Origin of the sequence: Streptomyces sp. NBC_00122, from assembly GCF_045160845.1 — a bacterium.
GTDB lineage: Bacteria > Actinomycetota > Actinomycetes > Streptomycetales > Streptomycetaceae > Streptomyces.
This window is the reverse complement of record NZ_CP108191.1, coordinates 3,253,944-3,280,855: the sequence shown is the minus strand read 5'-3', so window position 1 is coordinate 3,280,855 and position 26,912 is coordinate 3,253,944. Positions and strand designations below refer to the sequence as shown.

30 protein-coding genes, 1 tRNA gene and 5 pseudogenes are annotated in these 26,912 nt (G+C 69.9%); 16 read left to right on the top strand and 20 right to left on the bottom strand.

Annotation, left to right across the window (positions count from 1 at the left end; genetic code table 11):
• Positions 1-77: 77 nt before the first annotated feature.
• Positions 78-2,330: pseudogene (locus OG737_RS15585) on the top strand ((Fe-S)-binding protein); the annotation flags it as partial.
• A gap of 485 nt (positions 2,331-2,815) precedes the next feature.
• On the opposite strand, the gene OG737_RS15580 reads toward OG737_RS15585, so the two are convergent.
• A complete protein-coding gene (locus OG737_RS15580; RefSeq protein WP_405921636.1) occupies positions 2,816-3,511 on the bottom strand; it encodes a hypothetical protein in 696 nt (231 codons plus the stop codon).
• A 247-nt stretch (positions 3,512-3,758) separates the two neighbouring features.
• Between OG737_RS15580 and OG737_RS15575 the strand changes: the two genes are divergently transcribed.
• Positions 3,759-4,673: a Yip1 family protein gene (locus tag OG737_RS15575; RefSeq protein WP_328926775.1), complete on the top strand. Its 915-nt coding sequence runs from the start codon at positions 3,759-3,761 to the stop codon at positions 4,671-4,673.
• 49 nt (positions 4,674-4,722) lie between these two features.
• Here the strand turns inward: OG737_RS15575 and OG737_RS15570 are convergent, their stop codons facing one another.
• Complete coding sequence (locus OG737_RS15570) at positions 4,723-5,163, bottom strand: glycoside hydrolase family 9 protein (protein ID WP_405921635.1); 441 nt, start codon at positions 5,161-5,163, stop codon at positions 4,723-4,725.
• Between OG737_RS15570 and OG737_RS15565 the strand changes: the two genes are divergently transcribed.
• Positions 5,117-5,743 carry a sensor histidine kinase gene (locus OG737_RS15565; RefSeq protein WP_405921634.1) on the top strand — a complete coding sequence of 209 codons (627 nt, stop codon included), beginning with the start codon at positions 5,117-5,119 and terminating at the stop codon, positions 5,741-5,743. The two genes, OG737_RS15570 and OG737_RS15565, sit on opposite strands and share 47 nt — an antisense overlap.
• A gap of 63 nt (positions 5,744-5,806) precedes the next feature.
• Here OG737_RS15565 and OG737_RS15560 read toward each other — a convergent pair whose 3' ends face one another.
• The 3 genes from OG737_RS15560 to OG737_RS15550 all read right to left on the bottom strand — a co-directional run bounded on the left by OG737_RS15560 (position 5,807) and on the right by OG737_RS15550 (position 7,170).
• Positions 5,807-6,307 (bottom strand): phosphoribosyltransferase, encoded by a 501-nt coding sequence (locus OG737_RS15560; protein WP_328926772.1) that lies wholly within the window; start codon positions 6,305-6,307, stop codon positions 5,807-5,809.
• Positions 6,304-6,891: a dCTP deaminase gene (gene dcd, locus OG737_RS15555; protein ID WP_328926771.1), complete on the bottom strand. Its 588-nt coding sequence runs from the start codon at positions 6,889-6,891 to the stop codon at positions 6,304-6,306. Before dcd ends, OG737_RS15560 begins: the two co-directional genes overlap by 4 nt.
• Positions 6,892-6,957: 66 nt before the next feature.
• Positions 6,958-7,170 carry a hypothetical protein gene (locus OG737_RS15550; RefSeq protein ID WP_328926770.1) on the bottom strand — a complete coding sequence of 71 codons (213 nt, stop codon included), beginning with the start codon at positions 7,168-7,170 and terminating at the stop codon, positions 6,958-6,960.
• Positions 7,171-7,346: 176 nt separating this feature from the next.
• Here OG737_RS15550 and OG737_RS15545 point away from each other — a divergent pair.
• Positions 7,347-7,420, top strand: a tRNA-Gly gene (locus tag OG737_RS15545).
• Between the two features lie 381 nt (positions 7,421-7,801).
• On the opposite strand, the gene OG737_RS15540 is transcribed toward OG737_RS15545, so the two are convergent.
• On the bottom strand, positions 7,802-8,437 hold the full coding sequence (locus tag OG737_RS15540) for a TetR/AcrR family transcriptional regulator (protein WP_405921633.1): 636 nt from the start codon (positions 8,435-8,437) through the stop codon (positions 7,802-7,804).
• A 127-nt stretch (positions 8,438-8,564) separates the two neighbouring features.
• Here OG737_RS15540 and OG737_RS15535 point away from each other — a divergent pair, with 127 nt between their 5' ends.
• On the top strand, positions 8,565-9,506 hold the full coding sequence (locus OG737_RS15535; protein ID WP_328926768.1) for an alpha/beta hydrolase: 942 nt from the start codon (positions 8,565-8,567) through the stop codon (positions 9,504-9,506).
• Positions 9,507-9,768: 262 nt separating this feature from the next.
• On the opposite strand, the gene OG737_RS15530 is transcribed toward OG737_RS15535, so the two are convergent.
• The 7 genes and pseudogenes from OG737_RS15530 to OG737_RS15500 all read right to left on the bottom strand — a co-directional run bounded on the left by OG737_RS15530 (position 9,769) and on the right by OG737_RS15500 (position 13,330).
• Positions 9,769-10,047 (bottom strand): hypothetical protein, encoded by a 279-nt coding sequence (locus OG737_RS15530; protein ID WP_328926767.1) that lies wholly within the window; start codon positions 10,045-10,047, stop codon positions 9,769-9,771.
• A complete protein-coding gene (locus tag OG737_RS15525) occupies positions 10,044-10,412 on the bottom strand; it encodes a hypothetical protein (protein WP_405921632.1) in 369 nt (122 codons plus the stop codon). Before OG737_RS15525 ends, OG737_RS15530 begins: the two co-directional genes overlap by 4 nt.
• Entirely contained in the window at positions 10,409-10,675 is a 267-nt protein-coding gene (locus OG737_RS15520) for a hypothetical protein (RefSeq protein ID WP_328926765.1), read from the bottom strand. Before OG737_RS15520 ends, OG737_RS15525 begins: the two co-directional genes overlap by 4 nt.
• Positions 10,676-11,279: 604 nt before the next feature.
• Positions 11,280-11,678, bottom strand: coding sequence for a hypothetical protein (locus OG737_RS15515; RefSeq protein ID WP_328930566.1), 399 nt, complete (start codon positions 11,676-11,678; stop codon positions 11,280-11,282).
• A gap of 145 nt (positions 11,679-11,823) precedes the next feature.
• A pseudogene (locus tag OG737_RS15510) lies at positions 11,824-12,105 on the bottom strand (MFS transporter); the annotation flags it as partial.
• An 82-nt stretch (positions 12,106-12,187) separates the two neighbouring features.
• The gene (locus OG737_RS15505; RefSeq protein ID WP_405921631.1) at positions 12,188-12,586 is read right to left on the bottom strand and encodes an STAS domain-containing protein; all 399 of its coding nucleotides are present in this window, start codon (positions 12,584-12,586) and stop codon (positions 12,188-12,190) included.
• A gap of 75 nt (positions 12,587-12,661) precedes the next feature.
• Positions 12,662-13,330, bottom strand: a complete 669-nt coding sequence (locus tag OG737_RS15500) for an HSP18 transcriptional regulator (protein WP_405921630.1) — start codon at positions 13,328-13,330, stop codon at positions 12,662-12,664.
• A 129-nt stretch (positions 13,331-13,459) separates the two neighbouring features.
• Between OG737_RS15500 and OG737_RS15495 the strand changes: the two genes are divergently transcribed.
• From OG737_RS15495 to OG737_RS15480, 4 genes are all read left to right on the top strand, one after another.
• Positions 13,460-13,894: an Hsp20/alpha crystallin family protein gene (locus OG737_RS15495; RefSeq protein WP_314242814.1), complete on the top strand. Its 435-nt coding sequence runs from the start codon at positions 13,460-13,462 to the stop codon at positions 13,892-13,894.
• Positions 13,895-13,994: 100 nt separating this feature from the next.
• On the top strand, positions 13,995-14,390 hold the full coding sequence (locus tag OG737_RS15490; RefSeq protein WP_405921629.1) for a DUF2267 domain-containing protein: 396 nt from the start codon (positions 13,995-13,997) through the stop codon (positions 14,388-14,390).
• Between the two features lie 59 nt (positions 14,391-14,449).
• Positions 14,450-14,893 (top strand): DUF2267 domain-containing protein, encoded by a 444-nt coding sequence (locus tag OG737_RS15485; RefSeq protein ID WP_328926760.1) that lies wholly within the window; start codon positions 14,450-14,452, stop codon positions 14,891-14,893.
• 820 nt (positions 14,894-15,713) lie between these two features.
• Positions 15,714-16,055 (top strand): MerR family transcriptional regulator, encoded by a 342-nt coding sequence (locus OG737_RS15480; protein ID WP_405921628.1) that lies wholly within the window; start codon positions 15,714-15,716, stop codon positions 16,053-16,055.
• A 170-nt stretch (positions 16,056-16,225) separates the two neighbouring features.
• On the opposite strand, the pseudogene OG737_RS15475 reads toward OG737_RS15480, so the two are convergent.
• Positions 16,226-16,423: pseudogene (locus tag OG737_RS15475) on the bottom strand (site-specific integrase); the annotation flags it as partial.
• A gap of 132 nt (positions 16,424-16,555) precedes the next feature.
• Here OG737_RS15475 and OG737_RS15470 point away from each other — a divergent pair.
• Complete coding sequence (locus OG737_RS15470; RefSeq protein WP_405921627.1) at positions 16,556-16,756, top strand: hypothetical protein; 201 nt, start codon at positions 16,556-16,558, stop codon at positions 16,754-16,756.
• Between the two features lie 41 nt (positions 16,757-16,797).
• On the opposite strand, the gene OG737_RS15465 is transcribed toward OG737_RS15470, so the two are convergent.
• Positions 16,798-17,295 carry a DUF5994 family protein gene (locus OG737_RS15465; protein ID WP_405921626.1) on the bottom strand — a complete coding sequence of 166 codons (498 nt, stop codon included), beginning with the start codon at positions 17,293-17,295 and terminating at the stop codon, positions 16,798-16,800.
• A 318-nt stretch (positions 17,296-17,613) separates the two neighbouring features.
• Between OG737_RS15465 and OG737_RS15460 the strand changes: the two genes are divergently transcribed.
• From OG737_RS15460 to OG737_RS15445, 4 genes are all read left to right on the top strand, one after another.
• The gene (locus OG737_RS15460; RefSeq protein ID WP_328926756.1) at positions 17,614-18,183 is read left to right on the top strand and encodes a DUF5994 family protein; all 570 of its coding nucleotides are present in this window, start codon (positions 17,614-17,616) and stop codon (positions 18,181-18,183) included.
• Positions 18,184-18,188: 5 nt separating this feature from the next.
• On the top strand, positions 18,189-18,377 hold the full coding sequence (locus tag OG737_RS15455; RefSeq protein WP_328926755.1) for a hypothetical protein: 189 nt from the start codon (positions 18,189-18,191) through the stop codon (positions 18,375-18,377).
• Positions 18,378-18,471: 94 nt separating this feature from the next.
• On the top strand, positions 18,472-18,738 hold the full coding sequence (locus tag OG737_RS15450) for a hypothetical protein (protein ID WP_030821669.1): 267 nt from the start codon (positions 18,472-18,474) through the stop codon (positions 18,736-18,738).
• 61 nt (positions 18,739-18,799) lie between these two features.
• A complete protein-coding gene (locus tag OG737_RS15445) occupies positions 18,800-19,084 on the top strand; it encodes a hypothetical protein (RefSeq protein ID WP_328926754.1) in 285 nt (94 codons plus the stop codon).
• 15 nt (positions 19,085-19,099) lie between these two features.
• Here OG737_RS15445 and OG737_RS15440 read toward each other — a convergent pair whose 3' ends face one another.
• Positions 19,100-20,368, bottom strand: a complete 1,269-nt coding sequence (locus tag OG737_RS15440) for an ATP-binding protein (RefSeq protein WP_405921625.1) — start codon at positions 20,366-20,368, stop codon at positions 19,100-19,102.
• Between the two features lie 123 nt (positions 20,369-20,491).
• Here OG737_RS15440 and OG737_RS15435 point away from each other — a divergent pair.
• Both OG737_RS15435 and OG737_RS15430 read left to right on the top strand, forming a co-directional pair.
• Positions 20,492-20,644, top strand: a pseudogene (locus OG737_RS15435) (serine/threonine-protein phosphatase); the annotation flags it as partial.
• A 17-nt stretch (positions 20,645-20,661) separates the two neighbouring features.
• Positions 20,662-20,916 (top strand): annotated as a pseudogene (locus tag OG737_RS15430) (NUDIX hydrolase); the annotation flags it as partial.
• Between the two features lie 218 nt (positions 20,917-21,134).
• Here OG737_RS15430 and OG737_RS15425 read toward each other — a convergent pair.
• The 4 genes from OG737_RS15425 to OG737_RS15410 form a co-directional block, all read right to left on the bottom strand.
• Positions 21,135-22,403, bottom strand: a complete 1,269-nt coding sequence (locus OG737_RS15425) for a SpoIIE family protein phosphatase (protein WP_328926752.1) — start codon at positions 22,401-22,403, stop codon at positions 21,135-21,137.
• Between the two features lie 448 nt (positions 22,404-22,851).
• Positions 22,852-23,457 (bottom strand): response regulator, encoded by a 606-nt coding sequence (locus tag OG737_RS15420; RefSeq protein WP_405681387.1) that lies wholly within the window; start codon positions 23,455-23,457, stop codon positions 22,852-22,854.
• Between the two features lie 80 nt (positions 23,458-23,537).
• Positions 23,538-24,737 (bottom strand): sensor histidine kinase, encoded by a 1,200-nt coding sequence (locus OG737_RS15415; RefSeq protein ID WP_405679351.1) that lies wholly within the window; start codon positions 24,735-24,737, stop codon positions 23,538-23,540.
• Positions 24,734-26,896: an MMPL family transporter gene (locus tag OG737_RS15410; protein ID WP_405921624.1), complete on the bottom strand. Its 2,163-nt coding sequence runs from the start codon at positions 26,894-26,896 to the stop codon at positions 24,734-24,736. The genes OG737_RS15415 and OG737_RS15410 overlap by 4 nt, the downstream gene beginning before the upstream one ends.
• Between the last annotated feature and the right edge of the window lie 16 nt (positions 26,897-26,912).

Here is a 26,912-nt window from a genome sequence, read left to right as displayed (position 1 = left end):
CGGCGTCGGGAGTGGGTAACCTCATGCCTTGACTCAATAAGTTACCGCTTAGTAAGTACCGCCCGAGGAGCCCTCCCATGCAACTCGCCGCGATCATCGTGTCGCTGGTCATCACGGTGGTAGCCGTCGCGCTGTTCGGCCGTGCCATCGCGCAGATCTACCGCTTCGTGCGCCTCGGCCAGCCAGTGCCCGCGGGCACGCGCACCGGCGACCCCACACAGCGCACCATCACGCTGGTCAAGGAATTCCTCGGCCACACCCGCATGAACCGCTGGGGCATCGTCGGGTTCGCGCACTGGTTCGTGGCGGTGGGCTTCTTCTCGCTGCTGCTGACGATCGTCAACGCCTTCGGCCAGCTCTTCCAGGCCGACTGGCTGATCCCGATCATCGGCGACTGGCTGCCGTACGAGATCTTCACCGAGTTCCTCGGCCTGATGACCGTGCTCGGCATCGTCACCCTGATCGTGATCCGGCAGCTGAGCCGGCCGGGCAAGGCGGGCCGCAAGTCCCGCTTCGCGGGCTCCAAGACGGGCCAGGCGTACTTCGTCGAGGCCGTCATCCTGATCGTCGGCGTCTGCATCATGACGCTGCGCGCGCTGGAAGGGGTCCAGCACGGCGTCGAGGGCTGGGAGCCGGGCTTCTTCGCCTCGTACCCGCTGATCGCCGCCTTCGACGGGCTGAGCCTGAGCACGCTGCAGTACCTCACCTACTTCTTCGCGGCGCTCAAGATCGTCACGTCCTTCACCTGGATGATCACGGTCTCGCTCAACACCAACATGGGTGTCGCCTGGCACCGCTTCCTCGGCTTCCCGAACATCTGGTTCAAGCGGAACGCGGACGGTTCGACGGCGCTCGGCGCCCTCCAGCCGATGACGAGCGGCGGCAAGGAGATCGACTTCGAGGAGCCGGGCGAGGACGACGTCTTCGGCGTCTCCCAGGTCGAGCAGTTCTCCTGGAAGGGCATCCTCGACTTCTCCACGTGCACCGAGTGCGGTCGCTGCCAGTCGCAGTGCCCGGCCTGGAACACCGGCAAGCCGCTGTCCCCGAAGCTCCTGATCATGTCGCTGCGCGACCACGCGCACGCCAAGGCCCCGTACCTGCTCGCCGGTGGCGGCAAGGACATGGAGGGCAACGAGAAGGCGACGCCGGAGCAGCTGGCGGACGTCCCGGCGGCCGCCCTGGCGGAGGCCGAGCGCCCGCTGATCGGGACGGCCGAGGAGAACGGCGTCATCGACCCGGACGTGCTGTGGTCCTGCACGACCTGCGGTGCGTGCGTCGAGCAGTGCCCGGTCGACATCGAGCACATCGACCACATCGTCGACATGCGCCGCTACCAGGTGATGATCGAGAGCGCGTTCCCGTCGGAGGCGGGCACGATGCTCAAGAACCTGGAGAAGAAGGGCAACCCCTGGGGCCTGGCGAAGAAGCAGCGCGTCGAGTGGACGAAGGAGGTCGACTTCGAGGTCCCGATCATCGGGAAGGACGCGGAGGACCTCTCGGAGTTCGACTACCTGTACTGGGTCGGCTGCGCGGGCGCCCTGGAGGACCGGGCCAAGAAGACGACGAAGGCCTTCGCGGAGCTGCTGAACATCGCGGGCGTCAAGTTCGCGATCATGGGCGGCGACGAGAAGTGCACCGGTGACTCGCCGCGCCGCCTGGGCAACGAGCCGCTGTTCCAGCAGCTGGGCCAGGAGAACGTGGCCATGCTGAACATGGCCTTCGGCGAGGACGACGAGGACCCGGCGACGAAGAAGCCGAAGTCGGCGAAGCGGATCGTCTCGACCTGCCCGCACTGCTTCAACACCATCGCGAACGAGTACCCGCAGCTGGGCGGCGAGTACGAGGTCATCCACCACACGCAGCTGCTCCAGCACCTGATCGACGAGGGCCGGCTGACGCCGGTGACGCCGGTCGAGGGCCTGATCACGTACCACGACCCGTGCTACCTGGGCCGGCACAACAAGGTCTACACGCCGCCGCGCGAGATCATGTCGGCCGTGCCGGGCCTGCGGCAGCAGGAGATGCACCGCCACAAGGAGCGGGGCTTCTGCTGTGGCGCCGGTGGCGCGCGGATGTGGATGGAGGAGCGGATCGGCAAGCGCATCAACAACGAGCGTGTCGACGAGGCGCTGTCCCTGAACCCGGACATCGTGTCGACGGCGTGCCCGTTCTGCCTGGTGATGCTGACCGACTCGGTGAACGGCAAGAAGAACGACGGCAAGGCCAAGGAGTCCGTGCAGGTCGTGGACGTGGCCCAGCTGCTGCTGGACTCGGTCAAGACCCCGGGCCCGACCGAGGAGGAGCTGGCCGCGCTCCAGGCGGAGGCCGAGGCCGCTGCCGCTGCGGAGGCGGAAGCCAAGGCGAAGGCCGAGGCGGAAGCCAAGGCCGAGGCGGAAGCCAAGGCCGAGGCGGAAGCCAAGGCCGAGGCGGAAGCCAAGGCCGAGGCGGAAGCCAAGGCCGAGGCGGAAGCCAAGGCCGAGGCGGAAGCCAAGGCCGAGGCGGAAGCCAAGGCCGAGGCGGAAGCCAAGGCGAAGGCCGAAGCCGACGCGAAGGCCAAGGCTGAGGCTGAGGCTGAGGCCAAGGCAGAGGCAGAAGCCGAGGTGGCGGAGGAGGCCGAGGCCGCTCCGGAGGCGGCAGCCGAGCCCGACGCGAAGGCCGAGGCGGAGCCGACCGAGGAGACGGAGAAGCCGGCCGAGGCGAAGGACGGGTCCGAGGCGAAGCCCGAGGACGCCAAGTAGGCCACTGGTTCTCCAGACCCTGAGCACGCCGGAGCGGCCGGTCCCCACCCGGGGACCGGCCGCTCTGGCGTTCCGTCCTACGGCGCGACGACCGTGTACTTCCCGATCAGCTTGCCGCCGAAGTCGTACACCCAGCTGTTGCCGCCGCCCTTGCCGTCGATGACGAGGAACTTCACGCGCTTCCCGTCCTGGACGAGCTCGTACGTCCAGCCGTCGTAGTGCGTGCCGGGGTGCTTCAGATCGATCGTGCCGAGGGAGTTCCCCTTCGGCGTCGAGATCTCGACGCGCTTGCCGTCCGGGCCGTCGACCAGCTTGGCGATCCGCCCGTCGGGCATGGTGAAGCGGACCGAGCTCTCCTTCCCCACCGGCTTCGGCCGCTCCCCGCCCTCGACCCACGAGGTCACGGTGCCGTTCGGCTGGAGCACGGCGTGCAGGCCGTTGCTGCGGCCGTACGCGACGGCGCCGCCCTTGCCGACCAGGGTGTCCGGCTTCGTGGAGCCGGCGAAGACGTCCGCCTCGAAGTGGTTGTCGCCGACCTTGTAGACCTTGGCGACGGAGCCGTCCGCGAGCCTCACGGCGGTGACGTACGCCCGGACCTCAGCGGTCGGCTTGACCTGCGGCTTCGTCGGCTGGGTGACCGGGACGGCCGGGGAGTCCGCGAAGGCGGATCCGGCCGGAAGGGCCAGGACGACGGCCGCGCCGGCGAAGACGGCGGCGGTGCGGCGGGCGGTGCGGCGGGCGGTGCGGCGGGTGCTGCGGCGGGTGCTGCGCATGATGGGTGCTCTTCTCGTCTCTGCGTGGCGGCGACGGAGACGAAGCTACGGACCCGATATGTGGGTATTCCGTCGAGAACGTAACGAAAGATCTCAGAAAACACCTCAGCTACGTAAACCGGGCACAACGCCGGGGTGGGGACAACCCCCCGGGGTTCCCCTAGGGGATGTCACAGGTCAGCCGCAAAGGCCACGGGTTCCGGCTGCCCGTCCACGGCGGCCCGCCGGACCGGGTACTTTCGATCACGTGGCTGGATTCAGGATCGGACGCGGCCGGGACAACAACCGCACCCCGCAACAACCCCCGCGGCAGCAGCCGTACGGACAGCAGCAACCGCCGCCGTACGGCCAGCAGCCCTACCCTCAGGCAGGCCCGCCGCCGCAGCAGCAGTGGCCGCAGCCGGGACCAGGGGGGCACGGTGAGCCCGAGTACTTCGACCCGTACGGACAGCAGCAGCCGCCGCAGGCGCAGCAGCCCCCGTACGGCCACGGAGGCCACGGGGGCCACGGGGGCTACACCAACGACAACCCCGGGCACACCCAGGTCTTCGCCGTCGGCGAGGACCCGTACAGCCAGGGCGGGACGTACCAGGCGGGCGCGGCCGCGGCCGCTCCGGCCGGCCCGCGGCTGCCGTGGAAGGAACTGCTCCGCGGCATCGTGATGCGGCCGGGACAGACCTTCCTGCAGATGCGCGACTACGCCGTCTGGGGTCCGGCGCTGACCGTGACCTTCCTCTACGGGCTCCTCGCGGTCTTCGGCCTCGACGACGCCCGCAAGGACGTGATCAACGCGACCCTCGCCAAGGCCGTCCCGATCGTCCTGTCCACCGGCGTGGCCTTCGTCATCTGCGGGCTGCTCCTGGGCGCGGTCACGCACACCCTGGCCCGCCAGATGGGCGGCGACGGCTCCTGGCAGCCCACCGTGGGCCTGTCGATGCTGATCATGTCGCTGACGGACGCCCCCCGCCTGCTCTTCGCCGTGTTCCTGGGCGGCGACAACGGCTTGGTCCAGGTCCTGGGCTGGGCCACCTGGGTGGCCGCTGGCTTCCTGTTCACGTCCCTCGTCGCCAAATCGCACGACCTGCCGTGGCCGAAGGCGCTGGGCGCGTCCGCGATCCAGCTCATCGCCCTGCTGTCGATCATCAAGCTGGGCACGATCTAGCAGCACACCTGAAGGGGCCCGCCGCGCAGTGTCTGCGCGGCGGGCCCCTTCACGCGTACCTGTGTACGGCCACGCGTATGCGCGGGTCTCCTCGCGGTGCCGTCGTGCCGTCAGCTGGGGTCGGTCCGGCGCTCGGAGGCGCGGCGGAGAGGGTGAAGGAGAGGAGGGCCGTGGCGGTGAAGTCGTCGGCTGATTCGACCGCCTGCCAGGCGCCCACGTGATCCATGAAGCCGCCGCCGCGGCCGTCGAAGGCGGCGAAGGGGTTGCCCTGGCCGGTCGGGCACTTGCGCATGGTGGGGAAGGAGTTGAGGTCCTTGAGCTTGTCCGCCGCGTTGGGGCCGTTGACGACGCCGCCCCGCAGGATGCCGCCCTCGCCGCCCAGGTCACCGGCGAGGTTGGCCGGCTGGTGTTCGGGGCAGTGCGGGAAGGTGGTCCCGGCGCCGATGACGAAGGTGCGTCTGACCGTCGAAAGCGGCAGGATCTCGCCCACCCGCGCCCCTGCCGCCCTGGATGAGGCGGTCCGGCTCATCGACCGGCTCGGCCGGCTGGTCACCGGGCTGCTGGCCCGGGCCCGGGTCGAGGCCGGTACCCAGGAAGTCCAACTCACGCCGCTGCGGCTCGACCAACTGGTCGAGCAGACCGTGGAGGAACTGCCGGACCGCACCGGCGTCACGGTCACCACCGAGGCCGCCGTCGTCAACGGCGACCCCGAGCTCCTCGCCCAAGCAGTCCGCAACCTCGTGGAGAACGCACTGCGACACGGCGGTGGCACCCCGTTCGAGGTGCACGTCACCACCGACCGGGCCGACCGGGTAACGGTGCGGGACCACGGCGCCGGCGTACCGGCCGAAGACCGCGCACGGGTCTTCGAACGCCACGTCACCGGGGCCGCGAGTACCGGAACCGGCACGGGCCTGGCCATCGTCCGCTGGGTCGCCGAACTCCACGGCGGCACCGCCCGGCTCACCCCGGCACACGGCGGCGGCCTCCTGGCCGAGCTGCTACTGCCTCAGCAACGGCAGCGCGCGGAAGCCGACGGCGACGGCGACGGCGACGGCGACGAGCACTGATGCACGGCTCGGCGAACCGGGCACATGCACCGCGTGGCAGCCCTGCGCCACGCGGTATGGCTGCTACGCGTCGAGGACCTGGCCCTCACGCTTCACGACGGGCGGCTCGACCGACCAGGGGAAGTTGATCCACTCGTCCGTCTTCTTCCACACGTACTCGCACTTCACGAGGGAGTGCGACTTCTCGTAGATGACCGCGGACCGCACCTCGGCGACGTGCCCGAGGCAGAAGTCGTGCACGAGCTTGAGCGTCTTGCCGGTGTCGGCCACGTCATCGGCGATGAGGACCTTCTTGTCGGTGAAGTCGATCGCCTCGGGCACGGGAGCCAGCATGACCGGCATCTCCAGCGTGGTCCCGACACCGGTGTAGAACTCGACGTTCACCAGGTGGATGTTCTTGCAGTCGAGCGCGTACGCCAGGCCGCCGGCGACGAACACCCCGCCCCGGGCGATGCTCAGGATGATGTCGGGCTCGAAGCCGTCGTCTGCGATGGTCTGCGCGAGCTCCCGCACAGCCCGCCCGAATCCCTCGTAATCGAGGTTCTCGCGTACTCCGTCACTCATGCCTCGTGCCTCACCTGGGTGCGGTGGAAACTCTGGAAGGAGCGCGAGGCGGTCGGCCCGCGCTGCCCCTGGTACCGGGATCCGTAGCGCTCACTGCCGTACGGGAACTCGGCGGGCGAGCTGAGCCGGAACATGCACAGCTGCCCGATCTTCATGCCCGGCCAGAGCTTGATCGGCAGGGTGGCGAGGTTCGACAGCTCCAGGGTCACGTGGCCCGAGAACCCGGGGTCGATGAACCCGGCGGTCGAATGCGTCACCAGGCCGAGGCGGCCCAGGCTGGACTTCCCCTCCAGTCTGGAGGCGATGTCGTCCGGCAGCGAGATGACCTCGTACGTCGAGGCGAGCACGAACTCACCCGGATGCAGAATGAACGCCTCGTCGCCCTCCGGCTCGACCATCCTGGTCAGGTCGGTCTGCTCGACGGCGGGGTCGATGTGCGCGTAGCGGTGATTCTCGAACACCCGGAAGAACCGGTCGAGACGTACATCGATGCTGGAGGGCTGCACCATCGATTCCTCGAACGGGTCGATGCGAACCCGTCCGCTGTCGATCTCGGCCCGGATGTCTTTGTCAGAGAGAAGCACGTCCCGAGGATACGCAGTGCGCGCGGGCCACCCCCAATCGAGAGCGGCGGCCCGCGCGCCCGTCCGCTATCGCTTGACGGCCGGCCCCACGGGCACGGCCTGCCTCAGCCGCGCGCAGCGCGGACACCGCAGCAACCGTCCGGGCCCGATCCGGCCGGCACCGAGGTGCTGCAGCGGGAAGGAGGCGGTACTGAAAACGTGCCCTTCGGCACAACGGACGACGGTGTGCTCCATCGAGTCCCTTTCCCCAACGAGCCGTACTGCGATGAATCGCCACATTAGGGGATGATCAGGACCCACTCCAGCCGCCGCTCCGTACACACGGTACGCCCCAACTCCCGCACCCACACGCCTCGGTGCACGCCACACACGACAACGACCCCGCGGTCGATTCACCGGGGGTCGATCATGGGGTAGAGTGGGTGACGATACAGATCCGGGCAACTGGGACGTATGCGGATGTAGTTTAATGGTAGAACATGAGCTTCCCAAGCTTATAGCGCGGGTTCGATTCCCGTCATCCGCTCCATAACAAAGCCCCAGGTCAACGACCTGGGGCTTGTTTGTTGCCCGATCCAGATCCGAGCCTCACACCACCTGTGCACCACATGGGCCCCCGCATGGCCCGCAGTTGGTGCTCAGCTGACGTGGGGATCCGCGTCGGATCCGGTCAGGGCGCCGCGTTGCGCAGGTCGGGGCGGTTCCTGGGCAGTCCGAAGCCCGCCATCTCCTTCTCCTCGTAGGACAGAAACCCAGGCTTCGGTAGAACGCGTGGTTGCGCTTGTCCTCGGGTGTCGACTCGTGGTCCTCCCATCCGACCGAGTCGTAGAGGCTCAGCATCGCCTCCGGATCGAATGCGTCCTCTGTCGCCATGAACGCGCTGAAACCCTCCATGGTGCTTCGTGACACATCAGTTTGATCCCGCTCCCCGCTCGGACGTCCTGACAGCCGTGAAGATCCGGTCCAGGTGGTGGCGGAGCACGGCGATCGCCGACTCCGGACTCCGCTGGCCCACGAGGATGCTGGTGCCCATGGTCGCCGCCATCGCGAGCAGGCTGATCGCCTCCGTGCGCGCGTCGATGCCGGGATCGGCCAGACCTGACGCCTGGGCCTGTTCGAGCAGGCCGGTCACGGCGCTCTCCGCGGCGTCGGGGTTGTCGATGAAGGGCTGGGCGGCCAGCGCCTCGTCGGTCACCGACAGGATCGCGTAGGAGCTGTACAGCAGGTGGAACGTGCGGCTCTCCTCGTCGGTCGGCAGCGAGGCCAGCAGCAGCGCCTCCACCGTGGCGCGCGGGCCCGGCTCCGGGCCGGCAGCGGCCAAGCGGGCACACACCCTCGCGGCGAAGCGGTCGGTCAGGTGCCGGAGGCCGCAGAAGAGCAGCTTTTCCTTGGTCTCGAAGTAGTACTGCACCAGCCGGAGCGACACGCCGGCCTCGGCGGCCACGTCCCGCATGCCGACGGCGTGCAGCCCGCGCCGTCCGGCGACCTGGATGAGCGCCTCGGCGATCTGGGCGCGCCGTTCCTCGTGATCCACACGCTTCGGCATGTTCCCGTGTCCCCGCCCGTCGATAGTGGGTTCGCGCTCCGCTACCCGAACCCCTTCATGATACCGATGTACCACATTGATGGTACGGTCGTACCACGAAGAATGGATCTTCACCGGAGGTGCCGCCGTGCCCGAGAACACCGCCCGCGTACGCCGCGACGTCGGTCGCTACGTCAACGACGCCCTGCGCGACCGCTACTTCGCCGCCGCCGACGTCCTCTACGCGATGGGGGCACCCGCCCACTCCGAGACGGACGTGGAGACGAGCTTCGGCACCACCCACGTCTACCGGTACGGGCCCTCGGACCCCGCCGCCGAGTCCCGTACGCCGATCGTCCTGATCCACGGCGCCGGCTACAGCTCGGCGATGTGGTACCCCAACACCCCCGGGCTCAGCCTCGACCGCCCCGTCTACGCCCTCGACACCCCCGGCGACGCCAACCGCAGCGTCCACCGCGAGCCCATGTGGCAGCCCGAGCGCGCCGCACAGTGGATGGACGAGGCCCTCGACGCTCTCGGCCTCGACCGGGTCCACCTCGTCGGCTCCTCCTACGGCGGCTGGCTCGTGCTCAACCAAACCCACCGACGGCCCGGACGGCTCGCCTCGGTCACCGCCCTCGACCCCGGCGGCCTGGAGAAGGTCGGCCTGCGCTTCTTCGCCTGGGTCTTCGTGAGCCTGTTCGCCACCTTCGCCCCCAAGGCGCTGCGCCCCCGGCTCGCCAAGTGGCTGGACCAGCCGGTCATAGCCGTCCCCGAGATGCGCAAATGGATCCAGCTCGGCGCCCGTGCGTACCGGATCCGCCGCCCCGCACCGCTGCCGCTGGCCGAGGATGCGCTGCGATCCATCCGGACCCCGCTCTACGTCATCATGGGCAAGCACAGCCTGCTCGTACACCCCAAGCGGCAGCTGGAACGCGTTCCGCGCCTTGTTCCCGGAGCCCGCGCCGAGATCATCACCGCGACGGGGCACGGCCCGCAGATCGACCACCCCGACGTGGTCAATGCCCGGATGCTGTCCTTCATGGAAGACGTCGACTCCCTCGACCCTGCTGCGGTCGGCGGCGCATAGGGCTACGGCAGGGAGAAACGGCGTCGGCGGCGCCCGCTCCGTGCCACAACGTGCCAGTAGGGGCGGTGAAGAGCGGTCACCACGGGGTTCCCAGAAGCAGCCGGAACAGGTTCAGCTGGCGGACATTCCGGCAGGTCAGAGGGCATACGCACGCCCAAGTGCCGAGTGATTCCCAAGCTTATGGCGCGGGTTCGATTCCCGTCATCCGCTCTGCCCTTCCTGGCGCCGCCCACCACCGCCGCACCACCTGCCCCTTCTCGTGTCAGAGCAGGTGCGGCGGCGGTACGACCAGGACCACGGCCAGGAGGCGTGGCCTCGTCCGCGGGAGCGCCTGGGTCTCGAACCACCCGCCGGAGAGAAGCATGTGACGGCGAGCCGTACCGGGGGTGGGGTCGCCGAGTTCGGACGGGTCGACGCCGAGGTTGGCCAGCTCGACGATTTGATCGGCGACAGCCTTCACTTCGTCGCGCACAACTTTCGGGTAGCCCTCCTCGTCCTCTGCGTGGAAGGCGTACTCCCACACCCAACGGTCGTCGGTCACCGGGAAGCCTCGCCCGCGGTACGGAGGCCCGCCTCGGCGGCGGCGGCGTTGCGGATGCGGCTGATCTCGGCGGCGATGTCCCGGGCATCGCCGAGGTCGGTGACCTCCCCGGCGCGGGCCTCAAGCGCGTGGAGCCGGGTGGCGGTTTCCGGGTGTCGGGCAATGGCCACCTCAACGGCCCACGCCTCCGTGAAGGTGCGGAGGGGAGTGGCGGAAACCTCGGCGCGCGCGCGGGCGGTGCTGGCCGCGCGGTCGCGGTCGAAGTCGGCGAGCAACTGCGGGGCCACCTGGGCGAGGGCGGCGCGAATCGCCTCGGGCTGGGCGGGCGGCTGCGGGATAGCGGACGACTGGGGCGCGGTGCTCATGCGGCTTCGGCCCTCTCCTCCTGGTCAAGTTCGCCCGCACGGTAGGCGTTGGCAAGGGTGGTGACGTGCTGGCGGGACCAGCCGACGCGGCGGCCTGCCGCAGCTTTCTGCCCGTAGCGGTCGGCGGAGCCGATCCGGCCCACCGTGCGATTGAGGTGCGCCTGCGCCCGGGCAAGGGCCTGCTCGGCCCGGCGGACGGCCTTGAGGGCTTCGTCCAGGTCGGTCTTCTCGTCGTCGGTCAGGGGTTCACTCGCGGCTCGCACGATCCGAGCATAAACCGTCACCATGACTTGACGCTATGGACTCTCTCGCTGGAGGACCGGGCCGAGAGGAGCGAGGCACCATGGAAATGGGTGGGAGTTGAACCCTGAAGCGCACGGGCGCCGGGCTCCCAGGGGTCACCTCACGGCAGTCAGGGGCCGTGCGAAGCCGCCGGCCGTGCCACAACGTGCCAGTAGAGGCGGTAGACAGCGGTCACCAGAGGGCTCGACGGGGCCGCTCCCACGCCACTCCTGGGCACCATCTCAGCAGGTCAGAGGCTGTGCAGGCCCTTGAGTGCCGGGTGATTCCCAAGCTTATAGCGCGGGTTCGATTCCCGTCATCCGCTCTTGCAAGAAGGCCCAGGTCGGCGACCTGGGCCTTCTTCATTGTCTATACCTCTCAGCCTTCGCCGCGCCCTCCGCGTGCCCCAAGTCGCTGAAACGCCCTGGCCGGGGGCGTTCCGTGCACCACTTGCACCACCCCGACGCTGTGGCGCCTCATATCACGAGACGCATTTCCTGTGACCTGCGCCATAATCGGCGACACCGGGTGCGAATTCGCGCTCCCAAAGAGGCAGTTGACGGACGGTGTCCACTCAGGCGGCATCTACCCGCGCGCACGCCGGGCGGACCAAAGCAGACCAATGAGGGCGACGCCCATCCAGGCGGTGAGGTAAGCGAAGGCGGCGGTCGGGGAGACGAGAGTCCACAGGAGGCCGGCGATCGTGGAGGCGGCGAGGTTGCCGAGCGACTGGACGGTGGCGAGCATGCCGAAGGCGGAGCCTCGCAGGCCCTTCGGGGCGAGGGCCGCGACGGCGGAGTGCTCGGCGGTCTCGACCGCTCCGATGCCTACGCCGGCGAGGACGACGGCTGGGCCTCGGGTGCCGAGCCGGTCCGAGAACCGGCCAGCGGGCACGGAGGCGATCGTGGCCGCGACGTTGTAGGCGGTGTAAAGGCCAAGTGCGATCGTCGTCGCCGTCTTCGTGCCGTGTTCCTGGGCCAGCAAGTCCGAGGCGCGCAGGATCAGCAGGGGCGCGGCGACGTTGCCGACCTCGAACGCAGCAACCGCTCCCAGCAGTTTGCCGAACGGAGAGGCCGATGGCCCATGGGACGCCGAGCCAGGCCACCAGGCCGAGGGCGAGGAGCGGTCCGAAGGTGGCGCCGAGGTTGTCCATCATCCGCTCGAAGCCATAGGCCTGTCCGTACGCCTTGGCGGGGACGATGTCCGCCAGGAGCGCGTTCCGGTCGGGAACACGCAGACCGCGCGCGATCCAGGCGGCGGCGCGCAGCAGGCCCACCTGCCATACCGCTGTCGCGCCGGCGGTGGCCGCGCCCAGCACTGCCGTCGTCGCACAGCCCCCGACGGCGACCTTCGGCCGACGCGCCGGGCCGTCCGCGAGAACGCCACCCCCGAGCCTTGCCGCCCCTGCCATCGGGTCGGAGATGCCCTCTAATGCCTTTCACACCCGGGGTCAGCCACTTGTCCTGGCTGGGATCGGAATCGGCAGTCGGCGCCTACTGCGAGGGTCCATCCGGGCGCCGCCCGGGAACGCGGCCGGCCGGCGGCGGGTCCTGGTCCACGGGGAAGAGAGCCAGGGTGCCGGTGATCTCCAGGAGGCGCCGGAGCTGGGGGTTGGGGGCGGCCAAGCGGATGACGGCGCCGGTCTCTTGCGCTGCGCGTCGTGCGGCGAGGAGTGCGTTGAGTGCCGAGGAGTCGCAGAAGGTGAGGCGGCTGCAGTCGACCGCCACCGGCTTGGCCGGTGACGCGTAAGCGAGAGCTTCGGAGAGGGCGAGGTGCAGGGAGTGCGCCGTCTCGAGGTCGATCTCGCCGGTGAGCCTGACCGCGACGGTGTGGTCCAGGACCTCTACGGCGACGTCGTTACCGTCGGCCGTCCGGGGCGGGTGTTCGACCATGGTGATCACTCCTTGCATCTACGGGCGTGGCCCTCCCGACGCCCGTTGGCCAGTCGATAGTTCGCGGGTTACGTGTCACGTGCTGCGCTGGTCGTGGGTGTCCTGGCGGAGCTGGTCCGTGTGCTGGGTCAAGGCGTCAATGCGTTCGGCGAGCTCGGCGTCCTCGGGCCGCAGATGGGCCCGGGTGGCGGTCAGGGGGCGAACGAGACGGGCAGCGTCATTGTCGGCGAGGGCCAGGTTCAGGTCGCCGATGGCGTCCTGGGCGTTGGCGGGGAGGCCGGTGAGGGCGGTGACCTGCCCGGCGAGTCGGCGCAGGTCGGCCGCGTTGTCGCGGGCCCAGGCGGTAACGGTGCGGTCGGCGGCGCGGGTGTCACGGGTGGCCTGGACGCGTTCCTCGCCCGTGCTTCCGGCGGTGCCGGGGCGCAGGCGCAGGTAGCGGCGTTCGGCGGCCTGCCGGCTGGCGACCCCGAGGGGGCCTGCGAGGTCGGCCCAGCTCGCGCCCCTACCGCGGGCGGTTTCGATCAGGCCGCTCTCCCAGCCCGCGAGCTGCTCACGGACCTCGCGCAGCATCAGCAGCGCGGCCAGAGCCGGGTGCGGGCCAGAGTCCGCCGCGGGCGCCGCTTCGGCCGTCGGGGTTCTCGCGGAGGGTTGCTGCGCGTCCTTGACGGCCTGGTTGATGGCCTCCAGCGCCGCGGCGGCAGCCAGGAAAGGGACTGGTGTGATCGGCTCGGCGGCCTCGTTCATTGCGTTCTCCGTGACTCTGTCATCCTCCAGATGACTCCTTGCTTGTCATCGTTTCAATGACATGTTACAACGGGAGCACGTTGAAGCGCATTGGCAGTTTCTGCCTGAACCAACTGGAGGTGTTTCGCGATGTTGATGCGCACTGACCCGTTCCGCGAGATGGACCGGATCGTTCAGCAGCTTTCGGGTGCGTCGGGCACGTGGTCGAAGCCGTCCGTGATGCCGATGGACGCCTACCGCCAAGGCGACGTGTACGTGATCGCCTTCGACCTCCCCGGCGTGAGCACGGAGGCGATCGACATCGACGTCGAGCGGAACATGCTGACGGTGAAGGCCGAGCGTCGGCCCGCGGAGAAGTCCGACGGCGTGCAGATGGAGCTCTCCGAACGACCCCTCGGCGTCTTCTCCCGCCAGATCATGCTGGCCGACACCCTCGACACCGAGCGCATCGAAGCCGAGTACGACGCGGGTGTCCTGACCCTGCGGATCCCGATCGCCGAGCGCGCCAAGCCGCGGAAGATCAGCATCGGCGGCGAGTCCGGCCGCAAGCAGATCTCCGGCTGACAGCCCGGCACCAGCGGCGGAGGACGGGGAACCGATTCCCCCTCCGGCACCCCGTCCTCCGCACCCCCTCGCCCCTTCACCCCTATCCGGAGGTGACGTGATGACGATGCGCCGGGAGGCGTTCCTGGACCACGTCCAGGAACGCGGTGAGTATCAGACTCGGGAGGAGGCCGAACGGGCGGCCCGCGTCGTCCTGGCCCTGCTGGGCGCACACCTGGTCGGCACCGTGCGGGCCGAGCTCGCCGCCCGGCTCCCCGAGACGTACGCCCTGATCCTCCTCAACCCCCTGCAGGCCGCCGAACCGCTCTCACCTGAACGCTTCATCCGCGCGGCTGCGGCCTGGATCGAAGGCGCCACCGAGAAGACGGCCCTGTGGGACATCGGCGCGGCCCTCTCCACCGTGGCCGCCGCGGCGGGAGACGTCCTCATGCGCGAGGTCCTGCTGCAGCTCCCGCCCGGCTACGACCTCCTCTTCGGCCACCCCCAGCCCACCTGACTGCCCGCCGCCACCGTCCGTAACCCGAACCCTTCGAAGAGAAAGGCAGCTGCAGCACCATGTACGACCAGCCTCGAGCGAACCCGTCCCTCGCGGCCATGACGTTCGACCAGATGCTGGAACGCGTGCGCTACGAAGGCGCCTATCCCACCCGCGAACGCGCCGAGGAAGCCGTCCGCGCTGTCCTCGCCGCCCTCGGCCGGCAGATCACCGGAGACGAGCGTGTCGATCTCGCGCAGTGCCTGCCCGTCGAGGCCGCCCTCACCCTGACCGCCCAGATCCCCGACACCGAACAACTCACCGGCTGGGGCTTCGTCAAAGAGCTGGCCGCCCGCACCGGGGGCACCCCGGCCACCGCGCGCTGGGACACCGGCGCCGTACTCGCCGTCGTCTCCCGGCTCGCAGGCCCCGACCTCCTCGCCCGAATCCTCCACCAGCTTCCCGGCGGCTACGCACTCCTCTTCGGCCAGGCAGAACTGCGGCAGCCCCAGCCCGCCGCCTGATCCCGCCCCACCCCGTTCTGGCTGCCCAGCGCGCGGATACAGGGTTGCGTTCGACCCCCGATTACCTCCTCGTCGAACACGCGAAAATCTGTGATGGCCACAGTAGACATTCGATTGCGGTGTGGTTATGGTTTCTCTCGTAGCCGAGATCGAGCAAGGCCCGGAGAGACGAACTGCCGGGCATCAGTACACGCAATGCGCAGGGCGGTGCGGTGGTGGAGTTCCGAAGCCAGGGTTGTTGCAGGACGGCGACGGGACTGACGACCGGACCGGGCGGCCCGCAGTGATCAGGGGCTGCCACGAGCAGTACCGCAGTTAACGCAGTGGCAGTTCAGTAAGTGCAGTTCGCAGTACCAGCAGTGCAGTCAGTGAGCGGTACCTCGGTAAAGGCGTCGGCTGCGGGCGCGCGTACCGGGAAGTTCGGCAGTGGGGTTCTAAGCCAGAGCAGACGCAGGATGGGCGACGGGGCTGGCTGCCGGAGAGTGGCGCTACCGCAGGCCACTGAGCAGTTCGCATCAACAGCAGTACGCAGTCCCCCGTTTGGCAAGTGATCGGTCCAGAGGGAAGAACGGAGGAGTTGACCGCCATCAGGATCGCCCGGGCCGAAAGGCTGAGCCCGGGTACCGCAGGACATCGATAGTGAGGTGGTCTCCGGTCAAGCAACCGCGATCCCCGCGCCCCCGGCCGAGTGCAGGTCAGGTCCGCGGAAACAGAAGGCCGACGGAGTACTAGGGTCGGCAGATGGTGTAGCAGTTCCTTCGGGGCCCTGGTGCCGTACGGCACCAGGGCCCCTCCACGCGTTCCACAGAGAGAGGTGCAAATGACAGCACACGACTCGTTCGACGATCGTCTCGACGACGACGACTACCCCGCTTACACCATGGGCCGGGCCGCAGCCATGCTCGGCACCACCCAGAGCTTCCTCCGCGCCATCGGAGAAGCCCGCCTCATCACCCCGCTCCGCTCAGAGGGCGGACACCGCCGCTACTCCCGTTACCAGCTGCGCATCGCCGCCCGCGCGCGGGAGCTCGTCGACCAGGGCACCCCCATCGAGGCCGCCTGCCGCATCGTCATCCTCGAAGACCAGCTCGCGGAAGCCCAGCGCATCAACGCCGAATACCGCCGCACCGGCGAAACACCCAATCCACCAGCCGCAGTGTGACGACTGCGCCTGCGAGCCAAGGATGCCGTGGGCCGGGGCGTTTCATAGCGGGAGCGACCGAGGCCGTGTGTGCCGTACCCCGGCCCGCCGGACCCGGCCGAACGGCACACGCAGCCAATCTCAGAGTCGGTGGGCGAGGGAGGCGCGCAGCTCTCCCCACCCACCCGTCGTCAGGCACCCCTCGCTTGCCTCTTCACCAACCCCTTGTCGCGGGCGGCGCGCACTCTGGCGTCGATGCCCCCGGCGACCTCCTGCTGACGCTCCTCGTCGGAGTGCTGGTAGATCATTGCGGCCTTCTCCGAGGACTGGCCGGCGCGGACCATCGTGTCCTTGAGCGTCGCGCCGGACTGGGTGGAGGCCGTCCTTCCGGCGCTGCCGCACCGGGGAAGGGCGTCATCCGTGTGCCTCGCTTCGCAGTCGACATGATGCAGACCGTCGCGGCACGTGTCAGCGTGATCGGAGAGGAATCCGTACCCCACGCATCCAGAGGAGTCGCCGTCATGGACGGTACGCAGGACAAGCGCCAGGAGCCGGGCAAGGGGCGCGAGGCGCAGGAACACCGCCGCCCCGGAGACCCTGCGCAGCCCCAGCCCGGCAAGTCCTCCCGCGAGAAGGGACACAAGCCCGGTCAGAAGGAGACCTCGCGCCGCGGCGAGGACGATCTTCTGCGCGAGGAGGACCTGCACGACGAGGGGCTCTGACCGGCGCACCCCTCGGCCACTCGGCCACTGAGGATTCGGGGTCAGCCCGCCGCCTCGGCGGCGGGCTCCTCAGGTTCGAGTGTGGTGGCGATGAGGATCTGAGTGGCCTGCGTGATGTTGTCGGCGCGGACGGCGCGGGCCATCGCTTCGCGGGCGGCGTCGGCGGTGGTGTCCGGGGGGACCACCAGCAGGGCGAAGTGGTCGTTGTGGCCGCGAGTGACGAGGACGGTGTCGTCGCCGACGGGGTCGGCGTCCAGGTGCACGACCTGGCCGTCGATGACCAGACGGGTCGGGACGTCCTGCCAGGCGGAGGTGTCCAGGCCAACCCGCGTGATGGGCCCGAGGTGCGAGGTCAGTGCCGTGATCAGTGCGGGCAGCTCGATCGTGACGTCCCTGGAGCGCGGCCACCAGGCGCCGTCCAGGAGCCCTTGGCGGGATTGTGTGGTTTCCAGCCGGAGCAGGGCGGCGCCAGGCTTGACCGCTTGGTGGATCGCGTCCGGGAGGAGTTTCAAAGGGGCGGGGTTGTCGGATGCGGCCATGGTGATTCCGCCTGTCTCGCGGTGCGGCGGCACCCCGTTCAACGGCCGGCAGCGGCGTCGAAAAGGCTGTTGAGCTGGGGAACGTCTCCGTCGTTTCACGGTACTCCGCCCACCCTCACGGTGCGGCGAGGGGAACCGACTGCGCCGCTCTCGCCGTCTGCGCCGGAAAATACCTGGTCAGAAGCGGCTTCCTGGATCGCGAACCGGAGTACGGTGAAGAGACCGGGAGTATTTCGCACACCCGCTCCCACGCGGACGTCGTTTCCGGCGATCACTGCACCGGGCCGTTCACGAACGGTCCGGGGACGGGTCCGCGACATGACCACGACCCTCGACCCTGCGCAGCCGGCTGTTGTCCTGCGCCCGGCCCGCCTGTCCCGTACGCCGAAGTCCGCTCTGGCAGGCCGGCTGGACGGCGCCTGGTGGCCGTACTCTCGTGACCTCGAAGCCGAGCTCCCCGCTCTCGCCGCCGCGCTGGACGAGACCTGGGGGCGCATCACCCGCGTCAGCGTGAACCCCAGCCGCTGGCCGGTCGTCCCGCGCACGGTTGCCGTGGCCGGGCACGTGCTGCACGTGGGCTGGTTCACCGAACAGGACCCCGACAAGCTGATCCTGCTCTCCTACACCGTCGGCCGCTGGGACCTCCTGGTGATCCCGCCCGAGACCGAGCCCGCGGCCGCGGCCCGGCTGATGGCCGCCGCCGCGATCCCGGGCAGCGTCCTGGCCGCAGACGTCCTGATGGCCAACGAAACCGTCATCGGGCGCGGCATCCGCGACGCCCGCCGCCGGGAAGCCACCTGGGAGGACGAGGGCGGGGCCTGCATGTCCCCCTTCGGGGAGCCGATGGGCCGAACCGCCCTGCCGCTGCCCGGAAACGGCTGGAGGTGAGCTCCGTGGAGACCATCGTCCTCATCGCGGTGATCATCCTCATGATCGGCATCGGAATGGGCTGGATCCACCTGCTGAACGCTCAGCACGACGCGCGGATCGAGGCCTACCGGTTCAGTGACCCCCTGCCGAGGCCTCCCGGCCTGCCGGACGACACCGGTCGTCGAGCCCACCACACGGGTGCCGACCGGTGAGGAACAGCCTTCCTCCGACCGGGGGCAGCGGTCGGGGTGCCTCGGTGCCCCGACCCGCCGACTTCTCGCCCACTCCGAAAGGGAACACGCCCACGTGAAGTACATCGAGACCCAGACACTGCCCTCGCTCGGGCACGCCGAGGTCCGGATCATCGCGCACACTCCGGAAGCCGCCCGGGCGGTCGCGGAGGCGCTCCGCCGCTGTTTCGCAGGCGCGGAACAGCGCAGCTACCCCGCCCTCGACGGCAACACCCGCCTCCACCTCACCGTAGACACGGCGACACCCTCGGGGCCCGCCCGCTCGTGGCTGGCCGCCAGCAGGACCCCGGCCGGCACCGGCGCGCACTCCGACGAGATCTGAGCAATCCCCGACCGGCCCGGAGCCCGCCCCACTCGTCCACCCCACACGAAAGGACGCGGTCATGGCCACACTGCGCGAACGCAAGACCTACCGCGACCAGGTGCTCCGGGTCCTGTACGAAGCCGTCGAGGGCAACCGCCTCCTCGGCATCACCGGAGCACAGCTGCGGCGCGACCTCCACGTACCGGAACAGGACCTGGCCGCCGCCTGCACCTACCTGGCGGGCGAAGGGCTGATCACCGTCGACTGGGAACCCGGCAACACCCCGGCGATGGTCACCCTCACCCACGAGGGAATCCGGCGCATGGAGGCAGAGGAGGAAGGGACGGCCACGGGCCCGCCCTGATCCGGGAGAGACGGCCTAGATGCGGGCGAACTTCTCGGTCTGCTCGGCGAACTCCTGTGCCATGGCCGCGCTGACCGTGGGCCTGGTTTCGCCGATCGTGCGCAGGTAGTCCTCGGTGGTGGGGCGGGCCCGGGCTCCGGTGTCGAAGGTGCGCTCGAACTGGACTTGGGAGACGGTGCGCGCCACATGGGCGATGTCGGCGGGGGTGAACCCCTCGCTGGCGGTCGCCAGCGCCGTGCTGTCGGCCTGCGCGCCCGCCCGGGCCAGGTAGCTCTCCCACAGCGCGGTCCTCGCGCGGTCGTCGGGCGGGCCGATCGGCAGTACGTAGTCGAAACGGCCGTGCCGCAGGAACGCGGAGTCGAGCGTGGTCACGTCGTTCGTGGCGCAGACGAGCAGCCGCCCGTCCTGGCCCCGGAACCGGACGATCGCCTTGAGCAGTTCGTTGACGACGCCGACGGCGGTTGCGTCCGCGCCGCTCCGGGTCCCGGCGATCTCCTCGACCTCGTCGATGAAGACCAGGACGTGGTCGAGCGCGGCGATCTCGTCGAAGCGCCGGTTCAGCCCGCTGGCCAGTCCGTATTCGGCTGCCAGCCGGGCGGGGAACAGTTCGAGGAAGGGCCATTGCAGGCGGCTGGCGATGGCGTGCGCGAACGTGCTCTTGCCGGTTCCGGGCGGCCCGAACAGCATCACGGCCCGCGGCAGCTCCACGCCGTGCTGGGCGGCCATTTCGGGATGGGCCAGTGGCAGGACCAGGCGCCGCTCGATGAGCTCCTTCTCCTTCTGCATGCCCGCGACCTTCTGCCACAGTCCCCCGGGCGGTAGCTCCGCTCCCAGCGACGCGAGCATGCTGACCGCCTGCGGGGTCACGCGCCCGCGCTTCTCGAAGAAGACCAGGCCCGGACGGGCGCCGAAGCCGCAGTTGTGCAGGGCGGTGGCACCGGTCTCGCCGTCGGGCAGGACCGCATGCACCGTTCGGACGCCAGCGGTGAACAGCCGGTGCTCCAAGGCCGTGATCAGGGCGCTGCCCAGCCCCTGGTGCCGCCAGGCGGGCGCCATGCTGATGCGCAGGATCCACGCCCGGTCACCGTCCACCCTGCTCACCGCGGCGCCGACCACCTCCTCGTCGGCGGTGGCCACCACCGCCGGGTGGAGGGCCTGGAGGGCCGCCACGGCGTCCGAGAGCGGAAAGAGCGGTGACTCTTCGGCCGTGCCGCTCTCCGCGTCGACTCGGAGCACCGCTTCGAGATCGTCCTGGGTGTAGTCCCTGACATGCCACCCCGTCATGGTCAGCTCCGCGTGTTTTGCCGTACTCCCATCATCAGCCGGGGCGCGCGCGGCAGCGACCGCGCGCCCCGGCAGTGCCGTTGAGGGCGGGCGCCGGCCCGCCGCCTGGTTGGAGGCAACAGGATGACCGTCGGAGGCCGCGCGGACCCGGGGGAGGAACTGCTCGGGGTACTCCTGGACGGGGCGCACGAGCTGCCACCCCATTTGGTCGGCCCGCTGGTTGCGGAGACGATGGCCCGCGTGGGGGGACGTGACCCGCAGATCCGGCTTCAGGACTCGAGGCCGCGCAGGTCCACGCCGAGGTCGACGAGCTGACCGGGGTCTACAAGAACGTCGTTGTCGGCGTCGTGGCCCTGGTGTTCAGGTGCAAGCCTTCCAGCGGTACCGAGCGCACGTCCGACGAAACCACGGCAGTCCAGTGGCTCACGCCCGCAGAAGTGTCCGAGCGGATGTCCCATGTCCATGGGATCAGACTGCTGGACGCCCTGGACGGGGACGGGCCTCACGTGCGGAGCCATGACGGGCGCCAGCTGCTCCCCGTGCAGTGAGAGTTTCCCTACTTCATCAAGCACCCGGCTGCGCTCCGCTCCGCCGGGCGGGCTTCCCGGCTCCGCTCGGGGCGACGCTCCCGCCTTCGGCTCGCTCCGCCCCCGTGGGGTGCTGCGGCTGCGTAGCCGTCGGCGAGGGAGGCCGGTGGGAGAACACGGACCTGGCGAGCAGCGATTATCTACCAGCAGTCGGGGCCCGTGCCGTGCGGACTGTTCATTCATAGCCGTACGACGACCAGGGCGGTGTCGTCGTCCGGGCCGTCGCCGGTGGGACGCACGTCGGCGAGCAGGGCGCTGGCGAGCTCTTCGGCGCCAAGGTCGCAATGGCGCATGAGGCTGTCCATGAGGCGCTCGAGTCCGGTGTCGATGTCTTCGCCGCGGCGTTCGATAAGTCCGTCGGTGTAGAGCACGAGGGTTGCTCCGGGCTCGTAGGAGAGCGATGCCTGGCTTCTGACCGCGTCGAGTTCCCACGTCGCAAGGGGAGGGTCCACAACTTCGTCCAGGGCTTCGGCAATGCAGCCCTCCGGGTGGAGCAGCAAGGGGGGCAGGTGTCCCGCTCGGCTGTACGTGATGGTGCGGCTGGCTCGGTCGATGATTGTTTGGAGGGCCGTGGCGGCGAGTGCGCCCTCGATCGTGAAGGCCTGCATGGCGAGTGTCTTGAGGGCGGCGGCTGGCTCACCGGTTGCGCGGATGGCAGCGCTGAGGGCACTGCGGAGCTGGCCCATGACCCCTGCGGCTTCCAGGCCGTGGCCGACCACGTCGCCGACAGCGACGGCGAGGCGGTCTCGCCCGAGGTCGAGGACGTCATACCAATCGCCACAGACGTTGAGTGAACTGGAGGCGGGGCGGTAGCGCACCGCCACATTGCCGAATCCCGCAGGGATGGCCGGCAGCATGGCGCGCTGCAGGCTGATGGCGATCTCACGGTCGCGTGAATGGGCGAGGCGTAGCCGTTCGTTGAGTTCCTTTAGATCCTCGGACCGCGCGAGCAGCCCGGCCGTCGTCGTCTCCTCATCACGGAGCGCCTCACCGGCTACCTGCAAGGCGGCACGGATGCGGACCAGCTCGGTGACCTCTTCCGCCCGGGAAATGATCAGGGCCACCTGGCCGTTCGGGCCGAGAACCGGCGCATTGACCGGACTCCAGTACCGCTTCTCCAACACCCCTGACCGCCCCGGCGTTTCCAAGTCGTACCGGTGCAACGGCATGGCGTCCTGCCGCCCTGTGGCCAGCACCCGGTCAATCGATGCGCGCAGCTGGCTGCCTGGTGCCTCCGAATCTGAGGAGTCCACAGGGAACACCTCAAATACAGAACGGCCCACTAGGTCCCTACGCCCGCGACCGGACCGGTCCAGGAATTCGTCATTGGCGTCCATCATGACCAGGTCAGGGGTGAGAAGCAGCGCAGGCCCCGGGAACGCGCGAAAGACCGCCTCGTAGTCGGTCATGGACGGCGAGGCTTCACCGGAGGTGTCGGGATTGTTCATCCTCAGACGTCTACCCCGGACTGGCTGACACTCCAGGTGCGACACTCCCAAGGCGGCGACACAAGGGCTGCTGCGGTACGTATGAAGCGGTTGTCGGCAGCGTTGCGGTACAGCAGCCATGTACCGCAACCCCGGCAATCGCCCGCGTCCGGTAGCGTCCCTCCGGGGCCTGATAGCGGCCGGAATGGCCGTCACTGGCCGATCTGGCCAGAGCTACCGATCAGAAGGTTGGCCGTGCCGGACGCGTGCCAGGTAGGGCGGGGAACAGCGGTCAACGGCGACTGCCAGAGCGAGCCTCAGGTTGTCTCTGTCGCCCGTTTGCGCAGGTCGGGGGCCAGATCCTGCGGGCAAGATCGGTGGTTTCCAGGCTTATAGCGCGGGTTCGATTCCCGTCATCCGCTCAGATAGGAAGGCCCAGGTCAGCGACCTGGGCCTTCTTCGTTGGCTCTCAGTCTCCGGGCACCACGAGCCCTGACTCGTACGCCACGATCACCAGCTGCGCCCGGTCGCGTACCCCCAACTTGCCCATGATCCGACTCACATGGGTCTTCGCGGTGAGGGGACTCAGGGCCAGCGCGTCGGCGATCTCCGTGTTGTTGAGGCCCCGGGCCACGAGGGTGAGGACTTCCCGCTCCCGGCCGGAGAGCGGGTCGAGGGCTGCGGGGGCCGGGGCAGAGCGCGGGGTGCGCAGGACCCGGGCGATCAGCCGCGCCGTCGGGCCCGGTGAAAGGAGCGACTCACCCCTGGCCACCGTGCGGATGGCGGCCAGAAGTTCGGCCGGCCTGGTGTCCTTCACGAGGAAGCCGGAGGCCCCGGACCGCAGCGCTTCGACAACGTTCTCGTCGGTGTCGTACGTCGTGAGGACCAGGACCTTCACCCCGGCCAGGTCCTCGGCGGAGGCGATCAGCCGGGTCGCCTCGATGCCGTCGGTACCCGGCATCCTGATGTCCATGACGACCACGTCGGCCCGCTCGGCGTGGGCCAGTTCCACCGCTTCCCGCCCGTTGCCGGCCTGTCCGACGACCGCCATGTCGGGAGCCGATTCGACGAGCATCGCGAAGGCCGCCCGTACGAGCGTCTGGTCGTCGGCGAGCAGCACCCGGATGACGCGGTCCTGACCGTCCGGTGGTGTGGTCACGGGGATGCCTCCAGGGAACGGGGTGGGAGCGGCAGGCTCGCCGCGACTTCGAAGCCGCCGCCGGAGCGGGGGCCCGTCCGCACGGTGCCGCCGACGCTGCGGGCCCGCTCGCCCATGCCGACGATGCCGAAACCCGGGGTGGTGGAACCCGCTCCCGGGCCCCGTCCGTCGTCACTGACAGTGAGCCGCAGAGCCCCGCCCGTCGCCGCCAGACGGACCCGGACTGTGGCGGCGGGACCAGCGTGGCGGACCGCGTTGGTCAGCGACTCCTGGACGATGCGGTAGGCGGCGGCACCCACGGCCGGCGGGACATGGACCCCGCCGGTGTCCATGGTCAGTTCCGCCTCGGCCGTACGGACCAGATCGGGCAGCCCCGCGAGGTCCGGCAGCGGCCCGTGCTCGTCGGCGCGGAGCACGGTCAGGGTGGTACGGAGCTCCGCGCGGGCCTCGCGGCAGGTGTCGGCGATGCAGTCCAGCGCCTCGGCGATCGCCGCCCGGTCGAGCCGGTCCGGGTCCACGGTGAGGACGTGGGCGGCGACCGATGTACGGACACCGATCAGCGTGATGCTGTGGGCCAGCAGGTCGTGCAGGTCGCGGGCGATGCGCAGGCGCTCCTCCGCGATCTTGCGGTCGGTGGCCTGTCCGACCCGGGCGCGCTCCTCGGCCAGGTACTTGCGGTAGTTGCGGACGGCGACGCCGAGCACGAGGGCCGCCACCAGCCAGCCGGACGTGCGCAGTACGTCCAGGGCGCGGTGGACGCCGTTGGACGACATGGCGCTCACCGCGAAGCCCACGATGCTCCCGCCGACCAGCACCGTCCGGCGGACGGTGCCGGTGGCGGCCACGGTGTACAGGGCGAGCATTCCGGCCGGCAAGGGGGCGGCGTGGGCGTTGTCGAGCAGTTGGTAGGGGGCGATGCAGGCGACGGTCGCGATCGTCGCCCCGACCGGGTGGCGCCGCCGCCACACCAGGAACAGGGCCGAGCCAGCGAGCAGCACCCACCCGAGCGCGTCCGGTCGCATCGCGGTGTCGGCGTACGCGAGGGCCCCGCCGAGCAGGGCGACACCGGCCGCGATCACCGCGTCGTTCCGCGTCGGGTGCGGGGCCGCCAGGGGGTCCTGGTGCAGTACGCGCAGTACGCGCTCGGCCGCGCTCGGGGGGTCGGTCACTTCTGCCACCCGGACATCGTTGCTCATCGCCGGTCGCCGACCAGTTCCGGCACGGATCCGGCAACCGGGGTCGGGGTACCGGAAGGCCGGCCCGGCCACCACACCCTGCGGCCGAGCAGCACGCTGGCGCTCGTCACCAGGTACGTGCGGACGAGGAAGGTGTCCAGGACGACCCCGGCCGCGACGACCGTGCCCATCTCCACGAACATCACGAGGGGCAGCGAGGCGAGCACCGCGAAGGTCGCCGCAAGGACGATCCCGGCCGAGGCGATCACTCCGCCGGTGGTGCGCAACGCGGTCAGCGCGGCCTGCCTCGGCTCGGCCCCGCCCCGGGTCTCCTCGCGGGTGCGGTGCATCAGGAAGATGCCGTAGTCGACGCCGAGGGCGACCAGGAAGACGAACGTCAGCAGGGGCAGCCCCGGGTCGACGCCGGTGAAGCCGAACACCGGGCCGAAGACCAGTCCGCCGATACCCAGCGCCGCGCCCCACACCAGCACGACGGCGGCGACCAGGAGCAGCGGGGCGACCAGGCTGCGCAGCAACAGGATGAGGACGAGCAGCACCGAGGCGAGGACGAGGGGGATGACGGTCAGGCGGTCGTGGGCGTTGGTGGTGGCCAGGTCGAGTTGCCGGGCGCTCGCGCCGCCCACGTGCGCGCCGTCGAGCCGGGCCCGGAGCCGTTCGATGGCGGCGCTCTCCCCCGCGGACTCGGGCGCGGCCTTGGCGGTGACGGCGATCTCGGTCCAGCCGCCGCCGCTGCGGCCCCTCTCGGCGCTCGCGACGCCTTCGACGGACCTGGCTTGGGCGAGGATCCGGTCGGCTGTTCCGGTGGGCGCCATGACCTCGATGGGCCGGCTGCTGCGCTCCGGGAAGGCCTTGGCCAGCGTTCCCATGGCGGCGATCGACTCGGGCTTGCTGGTGAAGCTGTCCTCCCTCTTGAGCGCCCCGGGCAGGTTGAACACACCGAGCGCCAGCGCGCCGAGCAGGACGATTCCCGTCACGAGCACGGCGACCGGCCGCTTGCCCGCCGAACTCCCCATCGCGGCAAAGACGTTGAGTCGGCGCTGCGTGGGTTCGCTGCCGTACGCGGGAATCAGCGGCCAGAACACGCGCCGTCCGAGCAGCACCAGGACCGCCGGCAACAGCGTCGTCATCGCGATCAGCGCGCACAGTACGCCCACCGCGCCGACCGGGCCGAGGCCGCGGATGTTGTTGAGGTCGGCGGCGAGCAGACAGGCCAACCCCGCCACGACCGTCCCGCAGGAGGCCAGCAGCGCCGGCCCGCAACCGCGCAGCGCGGTGCGCATCGCGTCGTACGGAAGGGCCGTGCGGCGCAGTTCGTCGCGGTAGCGGGCGACGAGCAGCAGTGCGTAGTCGGTGCCCGCGCCGAAGACCAGGACCGTCATGATCCCGGCGCTCTGGCTGGTCACGGTGAGCCCGAGGCCCGAGGCGAGCCCGTACACCGCGGCCCGCGCGCAGACCGCCCCCGCCCCGACCACCACCAGCGGCACCAGCCAGAGCACCGGGCTCCGGTAGGTGAGGACGAGGAGCAGGGCCACCACCAGGCCGGTTGCCAGCATCAGCGTACCGTCGATGGAGCCGAACACCTCCTTGGCGTCGACTTCGACGGCGCCGTCGCCGCCGACCCACACGGTCAGCCCGTCGGTACCGCGCGCATGGGCCCGTACACCCTCGACGAAGGCCTTCTTCGCCGCGTCGTCCGTGCCGGGCGCGGCCGTGGACACCGCGTACATGAGAGTGGTGCCGTCCCCGGACGGAATGCCGGGTCCGCGGAGGATCGCGCCGAAGTCCCGGGGATCCTTCCACCCGGCGAGCTGCACGGGGGGCTTGGCGGCGACGGTATCCGTCGTACCCGCCGGGACCGTGACCTCCGCGACCTGCCGTTCGGCGGCGCCCCGGTCGGCGGCGGTCAGCCCGCCGTCGCGGTGGTAGACGAGCAGCACGCCGGTCACCTCGCCGCCGGGCAGCTCCTCCTGGAGCCTGGCCACCTGCGTCGAGTCGGCTCCCGACGGCAGATAGTCCGCCGTCCGGTCACGCTGTACGTCCGCGAGCTTGCCCGCGAACGACCCGGCGACGGCGAGCGCGATCACCCACAGCACCAGCACACCCCACGGAATCACCCTGCGGTATACGCCTGCTCGCCCCGTCTGCCCTGTCTGCCCCATCTCGGGCCCTCCGCAT